The organism is Herminiimonas fonticola (genome assembly GCF_003293745.1).
GTDB lineage: Bacteria > Pseudomonadota > Gammaproteobacteria > Burkholderiales > Burkholderiaceae_D > Oxalicibacterium > Oxalicibacterium fonticola.
Genome location: NZ_PTLZ01000001.1, coordinates 1297766 through 1310529, shown reverse-complemented (window position 1 = coordinate 1310529; position 12764 = coordinate 1297766). Strand labels below are relative to the sequence as shown.

Here is a 12764-nt window from a genome sequence, read left to right as displayed (position 1 = left end):
CACATGCTTAACGGCACACAAACTTATGAGGGATTGGCGGAAGCGGTGAGATTCGAACTCACGAACGGGATAAACCGTCGCCAGTTTTCAAGACTGGTGCCTTCAACCACTCGGCCACACTTCCTTTTGGATATACACAGATGAACTGTATCGGCCCGATTCCAACCTTGTTGCACAGAGCGTGCAAGCTATCGGCGACCATGTTCATCAACTTCCAAGAGGTCGCATTATACCTAAATCTCGCTGGAATGCCGACTGCCGGCGATAATTTATCGATTATTCGGTTAGAAACATCTGTTGCAGATCATTCAAAAAGCGCTGGCCCAGCTCGGTCGGCTTGATCGTCTTGTAGTCGCGATACAGCAAGCCTTTGGCTTCCGCATCGTTCAAGGCACGTTCTATCGCGTTCAGCGGCATGCCGGTGCGTTCGGCGAATAAATTCACTTCCACGCCGTTGGTCAAACGCATGGCGTTGAGCATGAATTCAAAACCCAGTTCTGAACGTGTGATTTCTGTTTCTTCCTGTATCGGATTGCCGAGTCGCATCTGCTCCATGTAGGACTTGGGCTGTTTGTAACGTGCCTGCCGCACAACGCGATGCGGGAACGATAATTTGGTATGCGCACCAGCGCCTATGCCGAGGTAATCGCCGAACTCCCAGTAGTTGAGATTGTGACGCGCCTGGCGCTTCGGCTGCGCATAGGCAGAAACCTCGTAGTGTTGATAACCGGCGGCAGTAGTTACTTCCGCAATCATGTCTTGCATGTCGGCGCTGGCATCGTCGTCCGGCACCACCGGCGGATATTTGGCGAAGACGGTATTCGGCTCCATCGTCAGGTGATACAGCGACAGATGCGGCGGTGCGAATGCGATTGCAGTCTGCACATCCTGCCTCGCCTCTTCCAGTGTTTGCGATGGCAAGGCGTACATCAGATCGAGGTTGAAGTTGTCGAAATTCGCCATCGCGATATCAACCGCACGACGCGCTTCATCACCGTCATGAATACGCCCCAAGGCTTGCAGATGTCTCGCGTTAAAACTTTGAATGCCGATAGACAGTCGATTGATGCCGCTATTGCGATAAGACTTGAATTTCTCTGCTTCAAAAGTGCCGGGATTGGCTTCCATCGTGATCTCGACCGCGCCATCCAAAGGCAGCAAAGTGCGTATATCCGATAGCAGACGATCCAATCCTTTTGCCGACAATAAACTTGGCGTGCCGCCGCCTATGAAGATCGTGTAAATCTTGCGGCCCCAGATCAGCGGCAATGCCTGTTCCAGATCAGCACGCAAGGCAGACAAATATTCGTCTTCTGGAAAACCGCCAGTAGCTTCATGCGAATTGAAATCGCAATACGGACACTTCTTCACACACCACGGGAAATGCACATACAGCGATAAAGGCGGTAGCGCAGTCAGGTTCAGTGCACCTGGCTGGAGGTAGGCAGTAGCGGCGCGTGCAGGTTGTGAATTATCCAGATTGAATGCAGCGTCATTGCTTATCGGTTTGATCGGAATCATCGCAACTTCTCTATCAGCGCACGCAAGGCCTGACCGCGATGTGACAGGAGATTTTTTTCTTCTGCGGTTAATTCTGCAGCGGTTTTTTGCAACTCAGGAATCCAGAAGTAAGGGTCATAGCCGAAGCCGCCCTGTCCGCGTGGCTCAGCGATCATTTCACCGTTCCAGCGACCGTCGGCAATCACCGGTTGTGGATCGTCAGCGTGACGCACGAAGACCAGCACGCAATAGTAGTAAGCGGATTTATCTGCATGTGCGGCGAGATCGGCAATCAGTTTTTCATTGTTGCGCTGATCGGATTTTGGTTCGCCTGCATAACGCGCCGAATAGACGCCTGGCGCACCGCCCAAGGTATTGACGCAGACGCCAGAATCATCGGCCAGCGCCGGCTTGCCGGTCAAACGTGAAGCGTGACGCGCTTTGGCAATTGCATTCTCGACGAAGGTGACATGCGGCTCTTCCGCTTCCGGCACATTGAATTCGGACTGTGTATGCAAATCGAAATTGATAGGCGCGAGCAGTGCGCTGAATTCTTTCAATTTACCGGCATTATTGGAGGCGAGGATGAGGGTACGCGACATGAAATCTAATCAATTCAAAATTAAAACGATATAAAAAACCCGGCATCAACAGCAGCCGGGTTATGCAAGGGAAAAAACCTTGGCGATTACATTAAAACAAGTTTGCGGGGCTGGCGTGGCTCTATCGATTTGGCTATTTTACTCAGCAATCGCCAAAGCCTGTTTTTGCATCACGATCAGATCTCGAATACCGTCTTGCGCCAGATCGAGTAAACGGTCCATCGTGGCGCGATCGAAAGCCGCGCCTTCTGCAGTGCCCTGCACTTCAATGAAGTGGCCGGCGTCGGTCATGACGATGTTCATATCGGTATCGCAATCGGAATCTTCAAGGTAATCCAGGTCCAGCACAGGCTGGCCTTTGTACACGCCAACCGAAATCGCTGCGACAAAATGCTTGAGTGGAATTGCCGTGATCACGTTTTGTGCGACCAGCTTGCTGAACGCATCGTAGGCAGCAACCATGGTGCCGGTAATCGCTGCAGTACGCGTGCCGCCATCGGCCTGGATCACGTCGCAATCCAGATGCAGAGTGCGTTCGCCAAATGCCTGCAGATCAAAAGCTGCGCGCAGCGAACGACCGATCAGGCGCTGGATTTCTTGTGTGCGACCGGATTGTTTGCCGCGTGCGGCTTCACGGTCCATGCGGGTGTGCGTCGAGCGCGGCAGCATGCCGTATTCCGCGGTTAACCAGCCTTGGCCTTTGCCCTTCAAAAAGCCGGGAACGCGATCTTCAATACTGGCAGTGCAGATGACTTTGGTGTCACCACACTCGATCAATACAGAACCTTCGGCATGCTTGGTGTAATTGCGGGTGAGTTTGATGGCGCGCAATGCATCAGCGGCGCGTCCGCTGGGACGATTTTCATACGACATGAGACATTAATTCCTGGAAGTGATACGAGATGATTTATCGATGGCATTACGGATTTCTTCTATCGCTTTTTCGATATCCGAATCGTTGTATGTGTCTGCGTTCTCCAGATCGAGGTGCCGCGGCGCCTGGATCGTGGTGGTAACGCTGCCGACCGGTAAGGTATGCGTGGTGATGGTGCTATTGCCTTGCAGGTTTTCGCTGCTTTCCCACATCATTGCCAACGCGGTGACATTATCACCGGTTTTGCCGGCGATGCCCGTGGCAGTCGTCAGCAATTCTGGAACAGCACGCACGATGGTATTGCTGTGCAGGCGCTGCGCCAGTTCGTGATCCGGCAAGACTGACCACAAGCCATCCGAGCACAACAGCATGATGTCGCCGGCTTGCAAGCTGGCCCTACGTGAAATTTCGACGATAGGCATGTTCGGCGCACCGAGACAGTTGAACAGCTTGTTGCGATCCGGATGCGTTTCGCGTTCAGATGCATCGACCTTGCCTTGTGCAATCAACGTTTCGATACGCGAATGATCACGCGTACGCGCCAGAATCTGGCCGCCGCGCATCCAGTACAAACGCGAATCGCCGCAGTGCGCCCACATCGCACTATTGTGCTGAATCAGGCAGGCGACGATGGTGGTACGCGGTGTTTCCGGCAAATTGTTGATGGCGCGATAACGATGGATTTCTCTATGCGCTGCGAAGAAACTATCTTCCAGAAAGCGTTCAGGCTTCTTCACATACGGCGTGGCGTTTTCCTGGAACAGTGAAGCGATGGTTTGCATCGCAATCTGCGCTGCCATTTCGCCCATGATGTGGCCGCCCATGCCGTCCGCTACCAGCAGCAACAAGGCGTCGCGCGTGAAGCTGTAGCCCATGCGATCCTGGTTGTTCTTGCGACCGCCGATGTGGCTTTCTTGATAGACAGAGAATCGCATAGCGTGATTGAGTTAAAAGTTACCGCGATTAATGAAATTAAATACGAACGATTAAATAAGATTACCGCGTGTGTTCTTGTATGGTCGTGTTGACGTTCGACGCCTTCTTGCCCAAGCTGCCAAAAATACTCTTCAACTTGCGCGTAACTTGCTGCAATTTCGCATTACCCTGATCTTCGATCACCGGTTCACGCAAAGCCTTTTGCAAGGCGAACACGCTTTGTGGACGCTCCAGCGGATCGATCATCAGACTCCAGCGTATGACCTTGATCAAATCCGACGAATACACACCTTCCAGCTTGTTGAAATGACCGTCCATCTTGTCATTCAGTTTACGCTGATCTGCCGGTTGCGGCGGTGCGCCTACCATGCAGGCAAACATCGATGCACCTATGCTGTAAATATCCGTCCATGGGCCGAGATTGCCATTCTTCACATACAGTTCTGGCGGCGCAAAACCCGGCGTGTACATCGGGTACAACTTGGGCAAATCCGCCTTCAAGGTTTGGCGTGCTGCGCCGAAATCCAGCAGGATAGGCGTGCCATCGACGCGCAGATAAATATTTGCCGGCTTCAGATCCAGATGCAGCAGTTTGTTGGTATGCACTTCACGCAAACCGTTCATCACATGGCTGAACATCTTGCGGATGAAACGTTCGGATACCAGCGGCTTGTCACCTTTGTCACGGCGGCGCAGGATGTGATCCTGCAGCGAGCGTCCGGATTCGTAACCCATGACCATGTAGACGGTTTCATTGGCGCGGAAAAAATTGGTAACGCTGACGACATTCGGATGCGCGATACGCGCAAGCGCCCTGCCTTCTTCAAAGAAGCATTTCAGGCCTATGCGAAAGACCGGCAGGTTTTCCGGCGAAATCGCAGGCACCAGTTCGCCCGCCTGACGCAATGCCAGCGAACTAGGCAGATATTCCTTGATGGCGACGGCATTGCCATCTTCGTCATAGGCCAGATAGACGATACTGAACCCACCGGACGCAATCTTCTTTACAATGCGATATCCAGCGATTTCCAGTCCATCCGGCAACGGAGCATTGTTTTGCGCAGCCATGTCTTCCTATGTAGTCTCGATCGTACCGGTTGAACAAACGCGGCAAAAAATGGGAATGGCAATATTGTCTGCCTCTTGTCTTGCACTTACCTGCGCGACCGTCATCCGGTAGCAAGGTTCGTTGTGGATTGTGTGGATAAATCGCCGCTTTGTAAAGAAAAACGAGGAACTGATTTTGACCATTTGCAGCATGACCGGTTACGCGGTCAACACTCATGAGACCGCCAACGGCACCTTGACTATCGAAGTCAAAAGCGTCAATTCGCGTTTTCTCGATTTGCAGTTTCGCATCAACGACGACTTGCGCGCTCTCGAACCTTCGCTGCGCGAAGCGATCATGGCGCGCGTCACGCGCGGCAAGGTCGAGTGCCGTCTCAGCTTTGGTCGCAAGGTTGCGTCTGGCGCCACGCAGGCGCTGAATACAACGACTTTGACTGCACTGGCAAACTTGCAGGCAGATTTGCGCAAGCAATTTACCGATGCAGCACCCTTGTCCGTTGGCGAACTATTACGCTGGCCGGGCGTGATCGAAGAAGCCGAAATGGGCCAGGACACCTTGCAAGCCGAAGTCGCCGCTGCGATGCAAACCACGATGGATGCGTTTGTAGAAAGCCGCGCCCGTGAAGGGAATGCGCTTCAAATAATGTTGCTTACACGCGTCAGTGACATGGAAGAAATCGTCACACGCATCACGCCACTGATCCCGCAAGTCGTCGCACAATTTCAGCAAAAAGCCACCGAACGCATGCAGGAAGCATTGGGCCTGGCGACACAAGCCGGCGACGCAAATGCTCAACCGACCATCACGCGCGAAGAGGCGCTGGACAGAATTCGTCAGGAAGTCAGCTTGTACGGCATCCGCGTCGATGTCGCAGAAGAACTGACGCGCCTATCGGCGCATTTGGACGAAACCCGCGCCATTCTGAAAAAAGGCGGCCAGGTCGGCAAACGCCTGGACTTCATGATGCAGGAGCTCAACCGCGAAGCCAACACGGTAGGCTCCAAAGCCGCAGTCAAGGAATTGTCCGACGCATCGATGGCAATGAAATTGCTGATCGAGCAAATGCGCGAACAAGTACAAAATCTGGAATAAAAATCGGGAACAAGTGAGCTACAAACTTCAGCAGGCAGCGCTACAATCTCGCTGTCTGCAACAAGCTTGTACAAGCAAGCCATGACCGCGATATCAAAGCATTACTGATATCGCCAATCAAACCATTTTCATAGTTAGCTCAGGGATAACAATGTCTGATCAAGCCACCTCTTCCGGCAGTCTGTTTTTAGTCGTCGCCCCATCCGGCGCGGGAAAATCCAGCCTGGTCAATGCATTGTTGCAGCAAGAATCGTCACTCAAGTTGTCGATTTCATACACAACACGCCCGCCCCGGCCTAACGATCAGCATGGTCGCGAGTATTTTTTTACGTCGGTCGATGATTTCCTTGAACGCCGGCAGGCAGGCGAATTTCTCGAATCAGCTGAAGTATTTGGCAACTATTACGGTACCTCGCGCATTCGCCTGATGGAACAAATGACGGCAGGCGTCGATGTTTTGCTCGAGATTGACTGGCAAGGGGCGCAGCAGGTCAAAAAGCAGTTCCCGCATGCAGTCGGCATATTCATTCTGCCGCCATCTATTGCCGCACTGGAAGAACGCTTGAAAAAGCGTGGCCAGGATGATCACGACGTGATTACACGCCGAATTCTGGCTGCGGGCGGAGAAATCGCCCACGCTTCCGAGTTCGAATATGTTATTATCAATCAAGAGTTTACAGTCGCTTTAGCCGAGTTGAGCGCGATTGTGAAAGCCACTCGCTGTCGCTTCGCGCAGCAAGCAACTCGGAACGCATCCCTGTTCGCCCAATTGGGCATTCATGCCAATTTAAGCTGATATCGTATTTTTAGGAGCACGTATGGCCCGCATTACTATTGAAGATTGCCTCAAACAGATTCCAAATCGCTTTCAACTGACTTTGTCGGCGACTTATCGCGCACGTCAACTGCTGCAAGGTCACACACCCAAGGTTGATGCGAAAGACAAGCCAACCGTGATCGCATTGCGCGAAATCGCAGCTGGCCATGTCGGCATTGAAATGCTGAAAAAAGTCCCAAGTAATTAATTTATTAACATTACCGCGATGCGGCTGATCATCACAAATCAGAATGAGCCTGACACCTGCAGATTCAACGCTATCCGTCGCTCCAAATAACCGAGCGGTTCCCGACCGCTCGGCCTCAAAAGTCACATCGAACAAATCCCCCGCTTCAGCGCCAGCCCCGGTTCCCGGTGTAGCGTCTGTTACGCAACTGACCAACAAGCTCGCCGAATACCTGACTCCTTCAGAACTGAAGAAGGTCAAGGAAGCCTATCGCTTTTCGGATGAAGCGCATCTTGGTCAAATGCGCATGTCGGGCGAACCCTATATTTCGCATCCTATCGCTGTCGCCGAAATCTGCGCCGACTGGAAGCTGGATGCCCAGGCGATCATGGCGGCACTGCTGCATGACGTGATGGAAGATCAGGACGTACGCAAGGATGAGTTGATCGAACGCTTCGGCGCGCCGGTCGCGAATCTGGTCGATGGTCTGTCCAAGCTGGAAAAAATCGAATTTCAAAGCCAGATCGAAGCGCAGGCGGAAAACTTCCGCAAGATGCTGCTGGCGATGGCGCGCGACGTACGCGTCATTCTGGTCAAGCTGGCCGACCGCCTGCACAATATGCGCACGCTGGGTTCAATGTCAGCCATCAAGAAACGCCGCATCGCGCGCGAAACGATGGAAGTCTATGTACCGATCGCGCATAGACTCGGCCTGAATAATATTTATCGTGAACTGCAGGATCTGTCGTTTTCGCATCTGTATCCGATGCGTTACAAAACGCTGGGCAAGGCAGTCAAGGCAGCGCGCGGCAATCGTCGCGAAGTCGTCAGCAAGATTCTCGATTCGGTCAATAACACGCTGACTGCCACCGGTATTCCGGCGCAAGTCTACGGTCGTGAAAAAACCCTGTACGGCATCTATACCAAGATGCGCAACAAACGCCTGACCTTCTCACAAGTGCTGGACGTCTATGGCTTCCGCGTAGTGGTCGACAGCTTTGCGAATTGCTATGTCGCGCTGGGTACCTTGCACGCGCTGTTCAAGCCCATGCCAGGCAAGTTCAAGGATTACATCGCGATTCCAAAGCTGAACGGCTATCAATCCTTGCACACGACATTAATCGGTCCTTACGGTACGCCGGTCGAGTTTCAGATTCGCACGCAAGACATGCATCGCGTGGCCGAGTCTGGTGTAGCCGCACACTGGCTTTATAAAGATGATGAAGGCAGCCTGAACGATCTGCAGCAGCGTACGCACGCCTGGCTGCAATCGCTGCTTGATATCCAGAAGCAAACCGGTGACTCCGCTGAATTCCTCGAACACGTCAAAGTCGATCTGTTCCCCGATTCGGTTTACGTGTTTACGCCGAAGTCGAAAATCATCGCGCTGCCGCGTGGTGCGACGGCACTTGATTTTGCGTATTCGATTCACACCGATATTGGTGATCAAACCATCGCCGTCAAGATCAATCTGGAGCAAGTACCTTTGCGTACTGAATTGCGTAACGGCGACATCGTGGAAATCATCACATCGCCGAGTTCGCGCCCAAGTCCGAACTGGCTGAACTTTGTCCGTACCGGCAAGGCGCGCTCCGCAATCCGGCATCATCTGCGTACGATCAATCTGGTTGAATCAATTGAACTCGGACGCAAGTTGTTGTCCCAAGCCTTAAGCGCACTGAATCTGACTCAGGATTTACCTCCTGCCATAACGGAACGTTTGTTGAATGAATCCAGCGCAAAATCGCTGGACGACCTGTACGCCGATATCGGCGTCGGCAAACGTATGGCTGCATTGGTTGCGCGCCACATCCTCGGCATGATGGAAAACGATCAACCGCTGGAAACGCCACTGATAGACGTCAATGGTGATGTTGTCGCCAAGAAGATAGATCCTGTTGTCATCTACGGCAGCGAAGGCGTCTCGGTTCAATTGGCTCCGTGTTGCCAGCCGATCCCTGGCGATGCCATCATCGCTCAGATGAAACGCGACCAAGGTTTGACTATCCACAACCTTGAGTGCGATGTCGCTAGAAGACTGCGTTCGAAAGAACCTGATCGCTGGATAGACGTTACATGGGGTGCGGACATTGATAGGCGCTTCGATTGCGGTATCACGCTACTGGCTCGCAATGAAAAAGGCATACTCGCGCGCGTTGCTGCCGAGATCAGCGAATCCGATTCCAACATCACGCACGTTGGCATGGATGAAGACAAAGAACACATGATTACCTACTTGCACTTTACGGTACAAGTCGAAGATCGCGTGCATCTCGCACGTCTGATGCGCAATCTGCGCGCGATTCCCGGCGTTACCCGTTTGTTGCGACACAAAGGCACGGCCTGATATTCCAATCTGCTAATATCAGGCAGCCGATGCCGGATAAGTCACTTCCAGAATCACCAACTCTTCAATACCGCCTGGCGTTTTCAGCGTGACGGAATCGCCTTCGCGCGCCTTCGTCAATGCGCGTGCAACTGGCGAGATCCAGCTGATCTTGCCGTTCAATGGATCCAGCTCATCGATGCCCAATATCGTGACCGTATGCTGTTCACCAGATTGCGTTTCATAGCGCACCGTTGCGCCGAAAAAAATCTGGTCGCTGCCGTAATGCACAGTTGGATCGACGATTTCTGCCAAATCGAGTCGCTTGGTCAGGAAGCGAATGCGTCCATCAATCTGGCGTAAACGTCGCTTGCCGTAAATGTAATCGCCATTCTCGGAACGATCACCATTCGACGCTGCCCATGACACGATCTGCACTACTTCCGGTCTATCGACGTCTATCAATTTCAGCAGTTCGTTTTTCATGCGCAAGTGTCCCTGCGGCGTCATGTAATTCTTGGCACCGGCAGGAATCGGCGGCGCGCCGCCGCCTTCATCATCGTCATTATCTGGAGTAGTTGTTTGATTCATCATGACTTATTTTAACGCCATGTACAGATGACGTTTGCAACAAACACCCTACGCGCACATCAGCGTTTGGAACGTTCATTCTGAAATTGTTACGGAGGAAAAATACTGAAGTAATGACATGAATCCATTTGCACGGATTGGCTTTACTAGATGCGCGACACGTTGTTGCTCCATTCGAATGCCGTTATTTGCAGGGCGTAAAGATCTTCGATGGAAAGTCCCAGCTTCTTCAACGTCGGCATGAGCAAGGGGCCCGTTTTCTCTATGCGCTCTATATATTCGGCAAGCTTCAACAAATCGCCGTAGAAACCTCTGCGATACAGCAATGCGTCACTGACATCATCGACTACTGCAACCTGCGCCAGAATATCGTTCATCGATAGTCCGAACAAGGTATCCATCAAGGACATGATACCAACGGTAAAAGCCGTATCCGCCATCGCACGATCGCCAGGCTTGAGCGTTTCGGCAATCAGTTCCAGCAACTTGCCGCGCGTGGTTGCCAGTTGCAACAACGGTGAGGAGAAATGACTGCCTTTGTGATGTTCTGCGTACAGGATGATTTGCAGCCAGCGTTGCAATTGACGACGACCGAGCACAGTCAAAGCCTGCCCCAGCGAATCAATGCGTTGCGTAATGCCCATCGCCGGCGTATTCGTCAGACGCAACAAGGTAAGTACCAGCGATGCATCCTTCTTGATCGCTGTTTCGATCTCGGCCGTATCTGCATCGGCCACGATCAGGCTTAACAATTGCATGATAGCCAACTGCGATGGCGCGAGTTTTTTGCCGGAAAGAATAACCGGCCGCGCGAAATAATAACCCTGAAAATAATGAAAGCCCAGATCCATGCAATCGGTGAATTGCTCTATAGTCTCGACTTTTTCTGCCAGCAATAATTTACCGGCCTTGTTGAAATGACCGACCAACTTGGCCATATCATCTTTGCTCATCCCGGTGATATCGATCTTGATGATTTTCACCAGCGGCAATAATTTTTGCAGTGATTCCGAATGCGAAATCACGTCATCCAGCGCGAAGGTAAATCCTTGCCCGGCCAATTCCGCCACACGGGCTACCAGCTCAGGTGTGACGTCTACCGTCTCCAGAATCTCCAGTACAACCTTGTCGCACGGCAGGAAATTCACGAAGTCGCACATCAACACTGCCGCATCCACATTGAAAAATCCCAGAGAAGCACCGATCACATTGGCGATACCCAATTCAGAAGCGTGTGCGATCACAGACGCGGTTGCTGCCAGATCGTCGATTACATTGGCTGGGCCGGTTGAAGCGCGTCGAAATAGGAGTTCGTAAGCAACCAGAGTCTGGTCGCTATTCAATATGGGTTGGCGCGCGAGAAAAAATTCTTTCACGCGGGGGAGCTCATCAGGTAGCTGCTGCTTGAGATCGGGAATCATGCTTGTCTCTGATTTCTAGTGGAACGTAAAGATCAGCTACATCGCGTTCTGAACGAACTCTGAAGAAACGAACGGTGCGATTGCCTTCGATCAAACATTCAATTCATTGTCACCGTAGCTTGATTTTTATTCTGTGCTGCTACTGCTGGAATTGCTATTGCAAATGCTGCTTCGACTCTTGAGCTTTAGAAGCAGCATATGCCTATTTCCAACCGACAAATGATAATTCGGTGCAAATTCTTGTTAATTAGCGCTACCCATTATTCCGCTAATATTTCCTTAATGCAAGCATGCTGCCAGCCACGTGCGCATAAACCGCAGCATGTGACATATCAACGTTCTTTATCTGCAAATTCAGGTTTATTTCAGCGTTATACGCGGCGTGTTCCGGTGTTCGTTGCAACCGTCTGCCCGGATTCCAATGTAAAGCCCGCACCTGAATCACCACCCAGCGTCTTGACCAGATACGGCATCAATTCACGCAACATAGGCTCCAGCGTCCACGGCGGGTTATGTATGAACATGCCACTGCTGTGCAGGCCGAATCCATCCGGTGATGGCGTCGTTACCGACAAAGTCACATTGAGCCAGCCGTTAGCTGTTAATCGCTTCAATTTTTCTGGCAACGTGCGCGATTCAAGTCGATTCAACACTGGGTACCAAACAGCGTAAGTGCCGGTCGCAAAACGCGTCAACGCATCAGAAACCGTTTGCACCACGGTACGGTAATCAGTCTTGTCTTCATACGGCGGATCGATCAGTACTAGCGCGCGACGCGATGGCGGCGGCAACAAGGCTTTCAAACCCTGAAAACCATTCCCGCGCTCGATCATGATGCGCTTGCCGCGCACCGTTTGACGTTGGCCCTGCTCTGCAGCATGTGCTTCCAGCTTGCGGAAATTGTCTGCCAGGTTTTTGCTGTCGGCGGGATGCAATTCAAACAAACGCAACCTATCCTGCTCGCGCATGATGCTGTCCGCGCAATACGGCGAACCAGGGTAATAACGCATCTTGCCGCTAGGGTTCAATGCCTTCACGACTTGCATGTATTCAGCCAGCGGCACAGGCAGATCCTTGCGATCCCACAACTTGGCGATACCGGTTTCAAACTCTGCATTTTTCGCAGCGTAATTGCCGTCGAGCGCATACACACCGGCACCGGAGTGCGTGTCGATGTACATATACGGCGTATCTTTTTGATTCATGTACTTCAGCAACTGGATCTGCACCAGATGCTTGAGTACATCGGCGTGATTACCTGCGTGGAAGGCATGGCGGTAACTCAACATAGGGAAGGTCTAACTTGGCAAGAATGAAAGAATGGAGACCGCGCAAAGGCAGCAGTTCCG

The 12764-nt window shown here is 52.2% G+C and carries 12 protein-coding genes and 1 tRNA gene; 4 read left to right on the top strand and 9 right to left on the bottom strand.

All coding sequences use genetic code 11. From position 1 onward, the window contains the following. Positions 1–34 precede the first annotated feature (34 nt). The 6 genes from Hfont_RS06490 to Hfont_RS06465 all read right to left on the bottom strand — a co-directional run bounded on the left by Hfont_RS06490 (position 35) and on the right by Hfont_RS06465 (position 4980). Positions 35–124, bottom strand: a tRNA-Ser gene (locus tag Hfont_RS06490). A 152-nt stretch (positions 125–276) separates the two neighbouring features. Beyond that, positions 277–1521, bottom strand: a complete 1245-nt coding sequence (gene hemW, locus Hfont_RS06485; protein ID WP_112991457.1) for a radical SAM family heme chaperone HemW — start codon at positions 1519–1521, stop codon at positions 277–279. Beyond that, a complete protein-coding gene (rdgB, locus tag Hfont_RS06480; RefSeq protein ID WP_112991456.1) occupies positions 1518–2102 on the bottom strand; it encodes an RdgB/HAM1 family non-canonical purine NTP pyrophosphatase in 585 nt (194 codons plus the stop codon). The genes hemW and rdgB overlap by 4 nt, the downstream gene beginning before the upstream one ends. Positions 2103–2240: 138 nt before the next feature. Then, on the bottom strand, positions 2241–2975 hold the full coding sequence (gene rph, locus Hfont_RS06475; RefSeq protein ID WP_112991455.1) for a ribonuclease PH: 735 nt from the start codon (positions 2973–2975) through the stop codon (positions 2241–2243). A 6-nt stretch (positions 2976–2981) separates the two neighbouring features. Then, on the bottom strand, positions 2982–3911 hold the full coding sequence (locus Hfont_RS06470) for a PP2C family protein-serine/threonine phosphatase (protein WP_112991454.1): 930 nt from the start codon (positions 3909–3911) through the stop codon (positions 2982–2984). A 61-nt stretch (positions 3912–3972) separates the two neighbouring features. Further along, positions 3973–4980 (bottom strand): serine/threonine protein kinase, encoded by a 1008-nt coding sequence (locus Hfont_RS06465; RefSeq protein ID WP_112991453.1) that lies wholly within the window; start codon positions 4978–4980, stop codon positions 3973–3975. Positions 4981–5170: 190 nt separating this feature from the next. Here Hfont_RS06465 and Hfont_RS06460 point away from each other — a divergent pair, with 190 nt between their 5' ends. From Hfont_RS06460 to Hfont_RS06445, 4 genes are all read left to right on the top strand, one after another. Next, entirely contained in the window at positions 5171–6073 is a 903-nt protein-coding gene (locus tag Hfont_RS06460; RefSeq protein WP_112991750.1) for a YicC/YloC family endoribonuclease, read from the top strand. Between the two features lie 151 nt (positions 6074–6224). Then, positions 6225–6869 carry a guanylate kinase gene (gmk, locus tag Hfont_RS06455; protein ID WP_112991452.1) on the top strand — a complete coding sequence of 215 codons (645 nt, stop codon included), beginning with the start codon at positions 6225–6227 and terminating at the stop codon, positions 6867–6869. 22 nt (positions 6870–6891) lie between these two features. Continuing rightward, positions 6892–7098, top strand: coding sequence for a DNA-directed RNA polymerase subunit omega (rpoZ, locus tag Hfont_RS06450; RefSeq protein WP_112991451.1), 207 nt, complete (start codon positions 6892–6894; stop codon positions 7096–7098). Between the two features lie 43 nt (positions 7099–7141). Then, on the top strand, positions 7142–9424 hold the full coding sequence (locus Hfont_RS06445) for a RelA/SpoT family protein (RefSeq protein ID WP_112991450.1): 2283 nt from the start codon (positions 7142–7144) through the stop codon (positions 9422–9424). Between the two features lie 18 nt (positions 9425–9442). Here the strand turns inward: Hfont_RS06445 and greB are convergent, their stop codons facing one another. The 3 genes from greB to Hfont_RS06430 all read right to left on the bottom strand — a co-directional run bounded on the left by greB (position 9443) and on the right by Hfont_RS06430 (position 12704). Beyond that, positions 9443–9997: a transcription elongation factor GreB gene (gene greB, locus Hfont_RS06440; RefSeq protein WP_421800982.1), complete on the bottom strand. Its 555-nt coding sequence runs from the start codon at positions 9995–9997 to the stop codon at positions 9443–9445. 143 nt (positions 9998–10140) lie between these two features. Then, on the bottom strand, positions 10141–11415 hold the full coding sequence (locus tag Hfont_RS06435) for an EAL and HDOD domain-containing protein (protein ID WP_112991449.1): 1275 nt from the start codon (positions 11413–11415) through the stop codon (positions 10141–10143). A 371-nt stretch (positions 11416–11786) separates the two neighbouring features. Then, entirely contained in the window at positions 11787–12704 is a 918-nt protein-coding gene (locus Hfont_RS06430; RefSeq protein WP_112991448.1) for a 23S rRNA (adenine(2030)-N(6))-methyltransferase RlmJ, read from the bottom strand. Positions 12705–12764: the final 60 nt, after the last annotated feature.